Source organism: Variovorax sp. P4_D9, from assembly GCF_056401695.1.
On sequence record NZ_JBFUIU010000322.1, the window covers coordinates 1 to 13933 of the forward strand.

Genomic DNA, 13933 nt, shown 5'->3' on the forward strand with positions numbered 1-13933 from the left:
CCACCTCGTCCCTGGTTCCGAACGCCTTCTTGAAATCAGGAATCGTCGTCGAGAGAATCAGCAGCGCGTCACGCACTTTCTTCTGGCTCACCGGGTCCCAGTTCGGCAACTCGAGTTGGCCTGGGCCCTTCTGGCTGACTTTGATGGCGTCCTGCAGCTGGACCTGCTTGATGTCGTCCGCACTGCTCGGGTCGACCAGCGTGCGTATGGCGGTGACCACGTAGCGAGTGCCGACGTTCTCCCTCGTCAGTGTGTGGGTGCCTGCGCCATAGAACACGTTCGGCACGTAGTGGTCTTCGTTGATGACCTGCAACGCCATGTAGCGCTTGCCCGGGTCGGGCATCGTGATGGTCACCGGACCGGCGTCAAGGTCGAAGACCCCGGACGTATAAAACGTATCGCGGTTGAGTCGAATCACGGTCTGATGGTTAATCGAGGCAGGCTCGCGGCGGTGGAGCAGCTTGCCCAGCGTCCCCTGCTTGGCCAGCGCGGCGACGTACATGTTCGACTCTGCGCGAACGAAGTTGTCCACTGTGACGGGAACCGCGGCACCGCCGGGCGTAGGCTGAGAGTTGGCGATGTTGGTCATTGCAAGGATGGCGCTGAAGGCGCAGACAGAGAGTGGCTTGTTGAACATGTAGCTTGGCTGCTGTGGCGAGAAGAATCGGACGCTGAAAGCGTCAGCGTTTGTGCTGAGTGTGTCAATGGCACGTTGGTGCAGAAGCGTACCCGCCTCCTCGGATGACGTCTGGCGAACAAGCCCTGCGGTGTGCAGGAGGCTGGTCAAATGCGCCTTGAAACGAAGGCGGCAAGCGCCAGGAACATCCCGACGGCCTAACTGGAGACCGTGTATGGACGCCAAACCAGGCAGGGAACCCAGAGTAAGCTGTCAGCGGGCGACAGAATCGCACAACCTCTCCACGGAGCGGCCCGCAGGAACCGAGCTGATTCGAATCGGAAAAGTCATGAAGCCAATTCTGAAGCGTAACTGGGCATGGGCGCTAGTCCACTGAATCATTGAAATTGGCTGTGTATGCTCCATATTGGAGAGCATGCACAGAATGAAGCTGACCAACCAAGAGCGCGACGAACTCGAGGCGGTGATCCGCAAGCGGCATGGGAGCGCGGCGCTCGCGCGGCGGGCGCGCTGCGTGCTRCTGTGGGCCGATGGAGAGCGGCGCGTGGACATCCGCACCAAGCTTGCCTGCAACGATGGTTTCGTGACCCGCTGGACGCGGGCATTCGAGCTGGAAGGTCTGGCCGGGCTGGTGTCGCTGCATCCGGGGCGTGCACCTGAGCGGCCTGTGGCCAAGCTGGAAGCGCGGGTGCTGAACAAGACGCTCAAGCACAAGCCGTCGGATGGCTCCACGCATTGGAGCAGCCGCAAGCTGGCGGCCGAGTTGGGCGACGTGTCGTTTTCCGCCGTGCAACGCATCTGGCGCAAGCACGGTTTGCAGCCGCACCGGCTGGATCGCCACTTGGTCTCCAATGATCCGGATTTCGAGACGAAGGCGGCGGATGTGATCGGCCTGTACTTGAATCCTCCCGCGCATGCGGCCGTGTTCTGCGTGGACGAGAAGACGGCCATCCAGGCGCTTGATCGCAAGGACCGCATGCTGCCGCTGGCGCCCGGGCGCGCCGAGAGTCATGGCTTCGAGTACAAGCGCAACGGCACGTTGAGCCTGTTCGCCGCATTGAACACCGCCACCGGCGAGGTCCTCGGCAAGACCGCTGCGCGCCACACCAGCGAGCAGTTCGTCGCCTTCTTGCAGGACGTGCTCGCCAGCCAGCCGCAGCAACGAGAGATCCACGTCATCTGCGACAACGTCAGCAGCCACAAGAMCCCGCTCGTGCAGGCCTTCCTCGCCGAGCACAAGCATGTCCAGATTCACTACACGCCGACCTATTCCTCCTGGCTCAACCAGGTGGAGAACTGGTTCTCGCGCATCCAGCGTGACGTCATCACTCGAGGCGTCTTCACCTCGGTCAAGGACCTCGACAAGAAGCTCATGCGGTACATCCGTGCGCACAACAAAGACCCGAAACAATCAAATGGAAGTACGACGATCCCAATCGCCGACACCGCCAATTCTTCTGATTCAGTGGACTAGGCATGTCCGCCTTCGCCATGCAGCCGAGTGCTGCACAGGAAACACCCTCGGACGCGGAAACGCGGGCCATCACCAAGGAGGCGTACGTCTATGCCTACCCGATGATTGAGAGCTACAACACCATGTACAAGCAGCTCGCGAATCCGGCGGGCCGCGAGTATGTGGGTGGTTTCGGCAAGTTCCGCCACTACTCCGAGGCCTACACCTCCGACAACCACGATATCGTGACGCCGAACAACGACACCCCGTACTCTTGGGCATGGCTGGACCTACGTGCAGAGCCGTGGGTCGTGAGCGTTCCGGCGGTCGCGGAAAACCGGTACTACGTGCAGCAGTGGATTGACCTGTTCACCTTCAATTTTGCCTACGTTGGCTCCCGAGCCACGGGGAACGAGGCGGGCGACTTCCTGTTCGTGGGCCCGAACTTCAAGGGTGAATTCCCGCCTGGGTTCAAGAAGGTCTTCCGGTCTGAAACGGACATCATCCTGACACTGACTCGCACCGCGCTCAACGGTCCTTCCGATGTCGAGGCGTTGAAGGCAGTGCAGGCAGGCATGAAACTGCAGCCGTTGAGCGCATTCATGAAAACGCCTGCGCCCCCAACCGCGCCACCGCTTATATTGCCGCCCTATGAGGTGACGAAGGGCCGCTCGCACGACTTCATTTCGTACCTCAATTTCCTGCTGCAGTTCACGCAACCGCCTGATGCCAGCGAGACCGAGCTGATGAAGCGCTTCGCCACCGTAGGCATCGGTCCGGGGATTCCCTTCGACGCTGCGAAGCTACCGCCCGCAAAACTTGCTGCTATGGACAAGGGCGTTGAGGACGCAAAGGCAGCGTTGGCTGAGAAATCGAAGGTAACGCTTTCGTCCAACGGCATATTCGGGTCGCGTGCCGACCTGAAGAACGACTACTTGACGCGCGCCGTCGCCGCGGAGAAAGGGCTCTACGGCAACTCCCTGGTCGAAGCCTGGTACGGCGGCCATGTAGGCGACGGCAGCAGCCTTTCCACGGTCCACTTCGCGCCCGATGAGCTGCCGCCTGCGAAGTTCTTTTGGTCGATGACGCTCTACACGCTGCCGGACCGCTTTCTGTACGCGAATCCCTTGAAGCGCTATTCAATTGGCGACAGAACGCCGGGCTTGAAGCGCGATGCGGATGGAGGCTTGACCCTCTACCTCGGCCACACCTCGCCCGGTCCTGACAAAGAGTCCAACTGGCTGCCCACCCCCCAAGGGAAGTACAGCGCCGTCGGTCGTGTCTACGGGCCCAGCGAGGCAGCGATGAACGGCACTTGGAAGCTGCCACCGCTGACCCCCGTTGCGAAGTAGAAGGCACGAACGGCTCGGGCCACATTGCATACGACAGGGCTCGAGGTTTTGGGCCTTCGACCAAAGCTGTGTAGTTGCGACCGCCTGTCGGCCAGTCCTGGCCCCGCCCGGCATTCGTCAACGACCGTCATCCGAACGTGCTGGCTGCAAGAAAAGGTCCTCTCGGGCGCATGGACGCCGCCGGGGTAGTCGGCAAAGTGCAACGAGCTAGCGGTCATTGGAGGGACCGCTTTCTAGGGAATCGAACTGCAGCTTGGGGTCCGCCGTAAAGTGCCGCATGTGGCAGGATACGTTAAGGGTTGTTCGACACCTGCACTTGCAACGCGCGGCGCCGAGCACGACAACGGCCTGAGGGCAGGTGTTGGACAACCCTTCGACGGTGGTGGACAGCCGGTATGGGCCTATCAGCCGCGTAGCGCATTGGCAGGATACGGCCAGAACCAGAAGTTCATCAGCGCGTCAGAATTCGCCCTGAAGCGGCCAGAATCGCAAAACGCGCCGGCAGCGCGGGTCAGAGGTGCGGCAGGAACACGTGGCAGAACTGCTCATACGCGCTCTGCGGCGAATATGTCCTGCCAGATGCCAAGTAGCCGTCCATGTCGCTCAAGAACTTGCGCGACTTCATCCGGCGCGCCAGCTCTGCTTCGATGTTGGCCGCACTGAACGTGCTGCCCTCCTGGCTCATATAGAAGCGGAAGGCTTCGCCGACTCGGCCCGGGTTCACCTTGGAGACGATGTCGAAGAGGTCTCGGCCGTGTTCGCGCTGGAGCAGAGCTCGCAGCTTTGTGCCGAGCATCTCATCAAGGTCGTATGACACCACGTTAACGTGCCGCGCCTCGCCGGGCGCGGGCACCTGGACCTTGACCGTCACGAGAGGGAAGAAGCTCTTGTTCTCGTTGGTGTTGACCTCGACTTTGAGGTGGGCGAGCGCCGCGTCGTCACTCGTAGGGTCGTAGGTGTACGTGCTGCGGATGATTTTGGACTTGGCCACCAGGTTGCGAACAGTCAACTGGATGTCCGTCATCACCGACTCGACCGGATTACCAAGAAGCGGCTGAAGAACGCGCGTGAGTGCCTTCTTGATGTGGCCGGACGGACGGTCGCCCACCTGCACCAAGTCGATGTCTTCCGAATACCTGCTCGCCGGTGCCAGGTGCGCCTTGTGAAGCACTGTGCCTCCGCGCATCGCGACTTGGCCCTTCAAGAATTTGTCCTCAAAGATGGCCGCCACGGCCTGGCTGATAAGAAAGTCCTGTTCGATCATGAGGTCGCTGCTCCACGGAGCAAGTGGCCGCCACTGCGCAAGTTCCCGCGCGCTAATCATCCCCGTATCTCCCTCAGAACTTTGTCCTGCTTCGACGTGTACTCGATGGCCCATTTGCCATCGACCATGTGCATGGTTGCTCCGTCATCCCTGGGCGTGACCAGGGGCTGCACGTTGCGCCGTTGCTGGTGCAGCCATCTGGCGACCGTACCAGCCAAGCGCAATCCCCCGAGCTGGTCGAGCACGAACCCAAAGCGCTGGACGGCCGGAACTTGATTCAAGGCCCGCACGGCGTCAAGCACACCTGCCGAAGTCATCTTCGGCAACAGGTCGTGCGTAACCCGGACGACAGCCTCGAGGCCGCCCACGGTGTTTTGGTGTCGAATGAGGTCGAGCACCGTGGCTTCACGAGTGCTGACGCGCACACGCGCCGTCCTGGTCCGCTCGTAGGCGACCGGGGTGTCGCCTAGTGTCTTTTTGACGATGAATTCCACGCGCAGCTTGCCCACTGCAAGTGGCCGCCGCGGCCGGCTGACCATGACTTGGGTGGTTTGATAGGCGTAGTGGGACGAACCCCAGAAGCGAGCGGCGCTCAGAAGGGCCAGGTAGTATGCCGGTTCCAGGTCGCGCATGAGGTCGTCCAGCCACCAGTCCACTGGGGGGGCGCCATAGTGCGCTTGCTCCGGAGGGATGATGAGCCAGTGCGCGGGTTTCTTCTGGGCCAGTACGATGCGCCCGGCCTTTGAGAGGCGCTGCAGCGCCAGCTGAGACGCGGGGCTGCCCGGTTCGCGGCCGGTTTGTCGGGCGAACTCGTCTTCGCGGAACAGGTATCGAGACTGCGACTGGAGATTGCGCAGAAGCTCTGCGCTTCTTTCCTGCTCAATAGGCGAAATTTGTTGTGTGGGAGGCGCCAGGATCAATGCGAGGGCTACAAACTCAAGAACGTTTGCGCATATTATCGTTTTTCGTTCATTTATGCAAACGATTTTGCAAGGCAACTCGACCGGGATGGTCGCTCTTCGCGCTTTGTCGGTACGGCTGAGCCAGCGGGGGCCACTTTGCCGGTGCGTCGACTTACGGCCACAAGCTGTCGTTCGGGAGCACCGTCCACAAGCGCGAAGGAGCCAAGCTTGCAAGTCAAACGGGTAGTTGCCAATTTCGAGGCGCTCGACCTCAGCCGGGCTCGCGCCTTCTATCAAGACGTCCTCGGCCTCGAGCTTTTGATGGACCATGGCTGGATTCAGACCTATGGCTCCCAGACCGAGATGACCATTCAGGTGAGCTTCGCCGCGGAAGGTGGCTCCGGAACACCCGTGCCGGACCTATCGATTGAAGTGGACGATGTAGACGCAGCGCTCGAACGCATGAGGGCTGCCGGCTTCTCCATCGAATACGGGCCAGCTGACGAACCCTGGGGCGTCCGCCGGTTCTTCGTTCGCGACCCGTTCGGGAAGCTGGTCAACATCCTTTCGCACACATAAGCGCCGTCCGAGGGCATGGCTCTAGGACAAGAATCGGCCAGAACCCGTCGTTCACCGGCCCGCTCAATTCGCCCGAAACCCGACCTTCGCGGCGCGTGCACAACTGACTTTGCCCACGTGCGGCCACGACCGGTCGTCCCGCGCCGCCTCCCAGTATGAAGGTGACTATGGTGCCCGGCCCCCAAATCTCCGGCGTTCGCGATACACACCAACTGACAGCTTCGTCCTCTGGCTATTTCCGACGTAGGGCCCCTATGTATTGCATCCCGCTCACAGTCTCCTCTAAGCCTCTAAGACCGTGCTGAGCGGCAAGGTCCTACGCATTGGCGCTGAAGCTACTGCCAACTGGCGCGGACGAGCACTAGGGCGGCGGCGGAACGAATAGAGGACGGGGACAGCCAGGCTCACCACTTGTTGCGCAGCTCGCGAAGCTTGAGGAACACGGTCTTCGGATCCGGGTTCTCGGGCAGGTCGGAAAAGACCTCGCGAAGCGCCGCAATGACGCTCGGGCTGGACAGGCGCAAGAAGGTGTTGATCTGCTTCTCTTCTTGCAGCGTCGTGACGCGGCCGCGCGCCGGGTCTTGCCCCGCCACGTCGGGCAACAAGGCCCTGGCGGCCGCGTTATCGGGCTCGCGCGCGAGAGTGAAGCGCAGGTTGTTCTCGATGTAGTCGTGGCCCGGGTAGACGCGCGTGTCGGCGGGCAGTTTCGCGAGTTGCTCGACGAAGGTGGTGTACAGGTCTTCCGGATTGCCGCCGTTGTGGCAGTTGCCCGCCCCCGCGTTGAACAGCGTGTCGCCGGAGAACAGGGCCGGGTTGTCCGTGTGGGAGCGCAGGCAGATGTGGCACATCGTGTGGCCGGGCGTGTCCATGCATTCGAGCTCGACGGTCTTGCCGACCTTGATCACGTCGCCAGCCTCGACGCCTCGATCGACGCCGGAGATGCGAGAGCCCGACTTGTAGTGCGCGATCACCTTGGCTCCGGTCGCTGCGACGACTGCCGCATTGCCGCCGGTGTGATCGTGGTGCTCGTGCGTGTTGAGGATCTGCGTGATCTCCCAGCCCTTGGCCTTGGCGGCGGCCAGGCACTTCTGGTGGTCCAGCGGATCGATGGCGAGCGCCTCGCCGCTCTCGGGGCAAGCGATCAGGTAGTTGTAGTTGCGGTATGCGTTGCCGGTCCAGATGCGCTCGACGATCATGGGAGGCTCCAGGTTCCAGGGGTCGAGCGGGAAGCATAGCGCCCGCGGCTCAGGCATGCATCGGCTGAGCGCCTCACCCCTTCGCCTTGGCGGCCGTCCAACGCTGCAGCGCGTCGCGCGCGCCATTGGTCGCCGGGTCCATCAAGGCATCGTGGCCGGCACGCTTGGCGCACAACTCGATCACGTAGCCGTTGGGATCGCGGAAGTAGATGGAGTCGATGAAGCCGTGGTTCGAAACACCGCGCGTCTCGATGCCCTGCGACTTGCCCTTTGCCATCATGTCGGCCAGCACCGGCGCATCGACCTCCAGTGCAATGTGCAGATCGAAGTCATGCTGGGGCTTGAAGTCGAAGGGCATGTCGGGCGCCTCGAAGAAGGCCAGGTGTGAGCCGTCATCGAGCCGATAGAAGGTATGCAGCACCTGGGTCGCGCGGCCGGTCTTGGTCTCGCGGATCTCCAGGGAGCCGACCAGGGGCAGGCCCAGGAAGTTCTCATAGAAGGCGCGAGTCTGTTCGGAATCGTGGCAGCGGTAGGCGTTGTGGTGCAGTTTGCGGATCATGGCAAGCGCTCCTCGGGTCTGGGTTTCTCGTCGGCGGAAAACCTGCGGCAGCGGGCGGACACGATGAGCTTTAGGCCCGCCACCTGCAAGAGGGTCAACCCGGCCCATTGAACCTGATTGGCGAACTCGAGGCCGCGACGAGCGGCGCCGAAGTGTTCCGAAAGCTCGACGAGTACATGGCAGCGCCCGAAGAGAAAGGCATCGACAAGCTCCACGACGCGTATAGCAAGGCGATCAGCCTGCCGAGCCGAGTGGAGTCCATGAAGGGCCTGACCGAGGCCTTGAAGAGCTTGGTGGCGCTCGAGCGCGAGGCCTACAGGATCGTCACGCATGCGAGCAACGAGGCGGCCTACGAGGACGGCCTGAAGGCGCTTGCGGATATGAGGCCTCGTCAGGCTGATCGCGCCTGATCCTCCAGTATGACGTTGCCGCTCACCAGCAAATCAGCGAGCGCCCCGGTTAGCGGGAGTTGCGCTCGTTCGCATGCGACGCGTAGTCAGGACCTCGTCCAGGTGATGGCCGCGATGGGGCGGATGGTGGACGCCATTCTCCGCGAGTGCGCGTAACCTCATGTTCGAAAGGCTGGACCCGGCCAGGAACGGACCTTCCGGTAGGCCGTGCGTTGCGACGGACAGGTCGGGAGACTCGCCTGGCCAGTAGCGCCGCCACTTCACATCATTTCGCGCATGCCCAATGAACCAGCCAGTTCGCTGCGCTCGACGAGGAGCTTCGCAATGCCTACTCCTACTTCATCGAGGCCCTCGTTTCAATGGGCGACTACAACGTCGGCTGGGAAATCAAGGACGATGTCGCCGCCGGCCGCTGCCTTGCCGGCTGGGGCCGTCTGACGCCGCATCAACGCAATTCCATCGTGTGACTCTGGTCGCCGAACTCGATGCGGTGCCGCCAGATGCGGTGATGGCGGCGCAAGGCAGAACGGCAAACCTCAACGCGATGGGCAACGAGGCGTGGGTGCCTCTGCGCAAGCAGGCCGCCGAGTTCCTTGGCGCGCTCAGTTCGTTCAACCAGACCAACAACGCGTACCTCGTCAAGGGCGCTTAGCCAGGTCAACATGCGGCCGCCCCCTCCACCTACGCATGTTTCTCGTCCAGACGGCCCTGGCAAGTGAGTTACCGCTCGCATCTCGCTGTGGAAAAGATAGCAGGCGACGCACCAACATGGCGTGCTGCAGTGCGTTGCTCATCGCACGCAAATCGTGCCGCTACCAATGAGCAAAGGGCATTGTGCACTGCACCAAAACGCGAAAGTCAAGGCCCCGTTTTCCCCTTGGCCGGTGCATGACTCTGTGGATAACCAAGTGAGCATCTCGCCGGAGCCGCATTCTGCTTGGCTTTCACTGCGGTGCTCATCGAACGAGCAGTCGCACCCACTATTCAAGTTTTTTGTAGGACCAGAAGGCCCTCGAAACTCTCTCTCAATAGAACTGCTAGCTTCGAGCTGGGCGATGGACCGTGGGTAGCGGAAAGGCTCCTTTGGAGAGCTGGCATGTCGGCAATGGGCACGTCAATCCTCCGATGCTATGGCACAGTCCGGCCGGCGGCACGCGAGATCACGGCACATCACGCGATGCCGTCGTTCATTTGCCAAACAACTTGGCCACGTGCTGCCACGTGCGCAGCATGAACCCCGCGCGTTCCACATCGGCCTGCGCGATCAGCGGCGCTTCTCCCACCGGCTTGCCGTTCGACTCCGCGACCACCTTGCCGATCACGGCACCCTTGGTCACCGGCGCCTGGAGGTCCGGCTTGAGCTGCACCGAGGTCTGTACTTTCTGACCGCGCGGGACGGTCAAGGTCCATGGCGATCCCAGACCCGCGGCGACAATGTCGGCCTTGCCAAAGCTGACCTTGGCATTCGTGACCACCGTGTTCGGCTGAATGGGGGTGGCCTTCTCGAAGTTGCTGAAGCCCCACCCGAGCAGCGTGCGCGTCTCGTCGGCGCGCGCCTTTGCGCTGTTGGTGTTGAGGATCACCGTGATGAGGCGCATCCCGTTGCGATTGGACGAAGTGACGAGGCAGTACCCCGCCTCCTGGGTGTGGCCGGTCTTCAGCCCGTCAACCGTTGGGTCGGTGTAGAGCAGGGCATTGCGATTTCCCTGCTTGATGCCGTTGTACTTGAACTCGCGCTCGGCGTAGATCGGGTAGTAGTCGGCACTGTCGCGGATGATCGCACGCGCCAGAATCGCGAGGTCCCGCGCAGATGCCTTGTGCTCCGGGTCGGGCAGGCCCGTAGCGTTCACAAAATGCGTGTGCGTCATCCCGAGGCGCTGGGCTTCGGCATTCATGAGCTTGGCGAAGCCCTCTTCGGAGCCGGCCAGGTGCTCGGCGATCGCCTTGGACGCGTCGTTTCCCGACTGGATGATGATGCCGCGCAGGATGTCGATCACCGTGGCTTGGCTGTTTAGCGGCAAGTACATGCATGACTCAGTGCTCGAGCCACGGCACCAAGCGTTCTGACTGACCGCAACAAGATCGTCTTTCTTGAGCTTGCCCGAGCGAAGTGCCTGTTCAACCAGGAAGCTGGTCATCATCTTGGTCAGTGACGCTGGCGGCAGCGGTTCGTCGGGGTTGGCCGAGGCGAGCACCTCGCCAGAGTCGAAGTCCATCAACAGCCATGACTTGGCGGGGAGCGCTGGCGGCCCGCCGGCAACCGCGGTCTGTCCAGCTACTGGCGCCGAGGCAGGCGCGTCGGCTGTGGGCTTCGTATGGGTTGCACGCTTGGCGGCGTGGGAGGCTGCGAAGGACACCGAGTTGGGAACCAGGGCGCCCGCGGCGATTGCGAAGACGACCGGAAGGATGGAGAAAGTCTTGGGTTGCATGGGTGTTCAGGGGCAGAACGGATATTGTGGCGGATCAAGCGTCTATTTTCGATCGTGCATAGAGGATCGAAGATCGCAGTGCAAGTTCAGTTGATTTCAACCGCAGTACCGGCGCAGAGGCGACGGGCTCGGCATGCTGTCCAAGCATTCCAGTGCTCCGACTCGCTGGCTCAAGAAATCCAAGTCGCGGAATGCGGTGCCGGAAAAATTGCCGGCGGACCGCGACGGAATTGTGCCTCTCTTGAAAACCAACAAGCGCGACATCGACCGCGAGGTAGTCCGCGAACTCGGTTTCAGCTACGCAGGCTGGGCGCCGCTTGACGGCGGTGCCTCAGTTGCTTTCGCCGCAACCATCGGGAGTTTCAGCACTGTGGTCGGCAACTACTTTGCCTTGGCCTTCGACACCGAAACGGAGCCGGGAGGATAACCGGAAATCCTGAGTCCCGCGGTGGAAGCGCTTAGTCCTGATGGGGACTCATCAATGTCCGGGGTGTAGCGGGCGGCACGACGGGCTTGGACCTCTACCGTTACGAGAAAAATCGCGGCATTGCCAGGCTCTGAAAACTGCATTCTGAAAGGCTGCTTTGGAGAAATTTACAGCCGGTATGGGCCCAAACCGGCGGTACAAGTCGCTCGCCCGGCAGGGACCAACGAAGCGCGTCGTGCCTTTACCCCGGCCGGCAGCCGCCGCAGCCTTGAAGGAACGCCGCAAAACGCTTCATCCAGCCTAGGTACTTGTCCGCGGCGAACTGCTCTTCCTTCGGCGTCCCCAGGGCTTCCAGGAGCGCCTGGTCGCTGAAGTGCCGTTCGCAGGAGCCGTCAGCCAGCGCGCCGTGAATGGCAGTCGCCAAGATCTCTGCATCCCTCGCGTCGATCGTTGGAAAAAAGGGAAGGTCGGGGTACAAGTCGGAGGTGATGCACTCGTGCAAGGCTACCCATACGTTGCTGCTCGGGAAGCGGATTTCCTTGCCGGCCTCGGTCGTCGGGGCGTCGCCGATGAAAATTTGCTCAGCCATCGAGGCATTTGACCACCGAGCGAGGTGCAATACAACAGCAAGCCCGGGCAACCTCGCGAGGCGCGCGCTTTTAGCGTGCGAGTGGGTTTCACCGCAGTTGCAGCTGGCGGGTCTTGAGTCCGATTCGCTCCCGCGAACGCGTCGTTGCGATCAGGCGATGCRCTCGCCCCGATTCGCAGTGGCGCGGGCGTCGTACGCTGCAAGGGCCTGGCTGTTGTACGGTCGGCCGGCCTGCTGCGCCGTGCGGATTGCCTTCTCATGCGCGAGAGCTACCAGGAAATCCGCTCCCACGGCCATGAGACGCGGCTCATCGGCGAACAGAACCATACCCACGTCACCTAGGCGCACGAACCAGTGCGCGCCCGGCGTGCTGCATACGCCGGCGGTCTGGGCTTCTTCGATCAGTGCACGCGCCGCGGTATTCAAATAGACATCAATCATTGACGGCGACGAGAGCTCAATATGGCCCAGGTTCTCGACGTGTGCAAGGAGGCAGTCGCGAAGCCGCTCGAGGTCGCTGTCCAGAAGCGAGACACAGCGCACCGGAGGGGCTCCCAGCCGTCGCTCCTCCTTGGCCCTCGCAGCCAGGACCAAGGTCTGTCCCTGCGCTTCCTCGGCGCTCATCATCGCGAAATCCAGCATCACTGGAAACGATGGGTTCGAAGAAGTCATCGATGCGATCATGGAATAGAGGAGTTTGTCAGTCCGATGCGTTCGAAGGACTCCAATTTTCCACGAAATAAGTGCGACACAAACGCAATTGATGCCTAAACGGCGCTTTCAGCGCGTGGAGGAAAATTGATATTTTCTGTTCTCGTTCATGTAGAGGGCGAGATGCGCAACGCCAGCGTGACCCACGAGGGGGACCGCTGGTATGTTGCGGTCCAGACGCAGCCCGCTGGCGTACTTCCAGCGGCCGGCCTCGCGCCGACGCTGGGCATCGACGTGGGAATAGCGAACTTCGCGGGCCTCTCGGATGGGCGAATCATCGCGCCGCCCTCTGCGTTGGCCGCGCACCAGCGGCGCTGGCGGCGCTATCAGCGCAGCGTCGCCCGCAAGGTCAAGGGCTCGTGCAATCGCAAGAAGGCGGTTGAGAAGCTGCGTGCGCTGCACAGGCGCATAGCGCAGCAGCGCAGCGATTGGTTGCACAAGCTGACGACCGGCTTGGCGGCCGGACACCCCGTCATCGCCCTCGAGGACCTGCGCATCGCGGCAATGACCGCTTCGGCGCGTGGCAGCGCGGAAAAAGCCGGGTAAGAAGGTCCGCCAAAAGGCAGGCCTCAATCACGGCATTCTGGATGCTGCGTGGGGCGAGTTCAGGCGCCAGCTCGAGTACAAGCTTGCCGCCGTTGGAGGCCAGGCAGTGGCCGTGAATCCGGTCTATACCAGCCGCACGTGCCGCGTATGCGGCCACGAGTCGGCCGAGACAGGAAGACGCAAAGCGTCTTCGCCTGCGTGGCCTGCCGTCAGACAGAGCATGCGGACATCCATGCCGCAAAGAACATTCTGGCCGCGGGGCACGCGGACTGGGCTTCTTCATCGAAGCCCATTGCCTGTGGAGGGGTGGTTAGACGCACGGCGTCCGCAAGGACGAAGCGCGCAGCCCCTGCGAAGCAGGAACCCTCCGAAGGAGTGGCCTGTGCGTAACGCTCAGTCCGCCTCAGCAGGAATCCCCGTCTTTCAGGGTGGGGTGAATGTCAAAGCGTAATCTTGATCTCTTTGTCCTGCCGCACCGCGGCTTCGAGGATCTTCTTGGGGTCGGGGCGGAACGTGATGACGTTCAGCCGCGCTGCCACTGCGTCGCGCTTGGCGTTCTTCTCTGCGACCCGCACCACTGCCGCATGGACGAACGCCTTGACATAGGGGCGCTCGCGCATGAAGCGCCATACGGCCGACGGAAACTGCACCAGCAGCTGCTCTAGGCTCAGTTCCGATGCGGCCTTGTAGTCCTTCGCCGGAACACGCCCTTCCAGGTACGACATGACGATGTCCTTGAGCTCCTGCTCGTAGTCGGCGCGCAGGCGACTGGACGCGAGGATGCCGGAGTTGCGCACGAGGTCCTCAGTCACAGAAGTTGTCGATTCCTTCAGGTTGTCGAAGGACATCCACAGATCCAGCTCGTACAGGAGCTTGCCC

General features: G+C 62.0%; 16 protein-coding genes and 1 pseudogene. 8 read left to right on the forward strand and 9 right to left on the reverse strand.

The genetic code is table 11. The features are described from left to right. Window positions 1–787: DUF1254 domain-containing protein (locus tag AC1DY5_RS28925; protein WP_478117009.1), on the reverse strand; the 787-nt coding region annotated here is incomplete at its 3' end. Between the two features lie 256 nt (window positions 788–1043). Here AC1DY5_RS28925 and AC1DY5_RS28930 point away from each other — a divergent pair. Beyond that, a pseudogene (locus AC1DY5_RS28930) lies at window positions 1044–2098 on the forward strand (IS630 family transposase). 15 nt (window positions 2099–2113) lie between these two features. Then, window positions 2114–3442: a DUF1254 domain-containing protein gene (locus AC1DY5_RS28935; RefSeq protein ID WP_478117010.1), complete on the forward strand. Its 1329-nt coding sequence runs from the start codon at window positions 2114–2116 to the stop codon at window positions 3440–3442. A 511-nt stretch (window positions 3443–3953) separates the two neighbouring features. On the opposite strand, the gene AC1DY5_RS28940 is transcribed toward AC1DY5_RS28935, so the two are convergent. After that, on the reverse strand, window positions 3954–4820 hold the full coding sequence (locus AC1DY5_RS28940; RefSeq protein WP_478117012.1) for a nucleotidyl transferase AbiEii/AbiGii toxin family protein: 867 nt from the start codon (window positions 4818–4820) through the stop codon (window positions 3954–3956). Continuing rightward, on the reverse strand, window positions 4763–5626 hold the full coding sequence (locus AC1DY5_RS28945) for a type IV toxin-antitoxin system AbiEi family antitoxin domain-containing protein (RefSeq protein ID WP_478117014.1): 864 nt from the start codon (window positions 5624–5626) through the stop codon (window positions 4763–4765). The genes AC1DY5_RS28940 and AC1DY5_RS28945 overlap by 58 nt, the downstream gene beginning before the upstream one ends. Window positions 5627–5836: 210 nt before the next feature. Between AC1DY5_RS28945 and AC1DY5_RS28950 the strand changes: the two genes are divergently transcribed. Beyond that, a complete protein-coding gene (locus AC1DY5_RS28950) occupies window positions 5837–6187 on the forward strand; it encodes a VOC family protein (RefSeq protein WP_478117016.1) in 351 nt (116 codons plus the stop codon). 404 nt (window positions 6188–6591) lie between these two features. On the opposite strand, the gene AC1DY5_RS28955 is transcribed toward AC1DY5_RS28950, so the two are convergent. Continuing rightward, entirely contained in the window at window positions 6592–7383 is a 792-nt protein-coding gene (locus AC1DY5_RS28955) for a hydroxyacylglutathione hydrolase (RefSeq protein ID WP_478117018.1), read from the reverse strand. 73 nt (window positions 7384–7456) lie between these two features. Further along, entirely contained in the window at window positions 7457–7942 is a 486-nt protein-coding gene (locus tag AC1DY5_RS28960) for a VOC family protein (RefSeq protein ID WP_478117020.1), read from the reverse strand. Between the two features lie 107 nt (window positions 7943–8049). On the opposite strand from AC1DY5_RS28960, the gene AC1DY5_RS28965 reads away from it, so the two are divergent. Both AC1DY5_RS28965 and AC1DY5_RS28970 read left to right on the forward strand, forming a co-directional pair. Then, window positions 8050–8352 carry a hypothetical protein gene (locus tag AC1DY5_RS28965; protein WP_478117021.1) on the forward strand — a complete coding sequence of 101 codons (303 nt, stop codon included), beginning with the start codon at window positions 8050–8052 and terminating at the stop codon, window positions 8350–8352. 463 nt (window positions 8353–8815) lie between these two features. Continuing rightward, the gene (locus AC1DY5_RS28970) at window positions 8816–9004 is read left to right on the forward strand and encodes a hypothetical protein (RefSeq protein ID WP_478117023.1); all 189 of its coding nucleotides are present in this window, start codon (window positions 8816–8818) and stop codon (window positions 9002–9004) included. A 535-nt stretch (window positions 9005–9539) separates the two neighbouring features. Here AC1DY5_RS28970 and AC1DY5_RS28975 read toward each other — a convergent pair. Continuing rightward, window positions 9540–10781 (reverse strand): D-alanyl-D-alanine carboxypeptidase family protein, encoded by a 1242-nt coding sequence (locus AC1DY5_RS28975; protein WP_478117025.1) that lies wholly within the window; start codon window positions 10779–10781, stop codon window positions 9540–9542. A 133-nt stretch (window positions 10782–10914) separates the two neighbouring features. Here AC1DY5_RS28975 and AC1DY5_RS28980 point away from each other — a divergent pair, with 133 nt between their 5' ends. Then, window positions 10915–11208, forward strand: a complete 294-nt coding sequence (locus AC1DY5_RS28980; protein ID WP_478117027.1) for a hypothetical protein — start codon at window positions 10915–10917, stop codon at window positions 11206–11208. Window positions 11209–11449: 241 nt separating this feature from the next. Here the strand turns inward: AC1DY5_RS28980 and AC1DY5_RS28985 are convergent, their stop codons facing one another. Both AC1DY5_RS28985 and AC1DY5_RS28990 read right to left on the reverse strand, forming a co-directional pair. Beyond that, complete coding sequence (locus AC1DY5_RS28985) at window positions 11450–11848, reverse strand: hypothetical protein (protein WP_478117029.1); 399 nt, start codon at window positions 11846–11848, stop codon at window positions 11450–11452. Between the two features lie 99 nt (window positions 11849–11947). After that, window positions 11948–12481, reverse strand: a complete 534-nt coding sequence (locus tag AC1DY5_RS28990; protein WP_478117031.1) for a hypothetical protein — start codon at window positions 12479–12481, stop codon at window positions 11948–11950. Window positions 12482–12631: 150 nt separating this feature from the next. Here AC1DY5_RS28990 and AC1DY5_RS28995 point away from each other — a divergent pair, with 150 nt between their 5' ends. Together AC1DY5_RS28995 and AC1DY5_RS29000 are read left to right on the forward strand one after the other, a co-directional pair. Further along, a complete protein-coding gene (locus AC1DY5_RS28995; RefSeq protein WP_478117032.1) occupies window positions 12632–13054 on the forward strand; it encodes an RNA-guided endonuclease InsQ/TnpB family protein in 423 nt (140 codons plus the stop codon). Beyond that, a complete protein-coding gene (locus AC1DY5_RS29000; protein WP_478117034.1) occupies window positions 13029–13505 on the forward strand; it encodes a zinc ribbon domain-containing protein in 477 nt (158 codons plus the stop codon). The genes AC1DY5_RS28995 and AC1DY5_RS29000 overlap by 26 nt, the downstream gene beginning before the upstream one ends. On the opposite strand, the gene AC1DY5_RS29005 is transcribed toward AC1DY5_RS29000, so the two are convergent. Continuing rightward, window positions 13495–13933: hypothetical protein (locus tag AC1DY5_RS29005; RefSeq protein ID WP_478117036.1), on the reverse strand; the 439-nt coding region annotated here is incomplete at its 5' end. The two genes, AC1DY5_RS29000 and AC1DY5_RS29005, sit on opposite strands and share 11 nt — an antisense overlap.

Excerpts from the sequence above, each read along its gene's own strand:
- AC1DY5_RS28935 (WP_478117010.1), top strand. The coding sequence starts at position 2,114 with ATGTCCGCCTTCGCCATGCAGCCGAGTGCTGCACAGGAAACACCCTCG.
- AC1DY5_RS28940 (WP_478117012.1), bottom strand. The coding sequence starts at position 4,820 with ATGGGCCATCGAGTACACGTCGAAGCAGGACAAAGTTCTGAGGGAGAT.
- AC1DY5_RS28955 (WP_478117018.1), bottom strand. The coding sequence starts at position 7,383 with ATGATCGTCGAGCGCATCTGGACCGGCAACGCATACCGCAACTACAAC.
- AC1DY5_RS28960 (WP_478117020.1), bottom strand. The coding sequence starts at position 7,942 with ATGATCCGCAAACTGCACCACAACGCCTACCGCTGCCACGATTCCGAA.
- AC1DY5_RS28975 (WP_478117025.1), bottom strand. The coding sequence starts at position 10,781 with ATGCAACCCAAGACTTTCTCCATCCTTCCGGTCGTCTTCGCAATCGCC.
- AC1DY5_RS28980 (WP_478117027.1), top strand. The coding sequence starts at position 10,915 with ATGCTGTCCAAGCATTCCAGTGCTCCGACTCGCTGGCTCAAGAAATCC.
- AC1DY5_RS28995 (WP_478117032.1), top strand. The coding sequence starts at position 12,632 with ATGCGCAACGCCAGCGTGACCCACGAGGGGGACCGCTGGTATGTTGCG.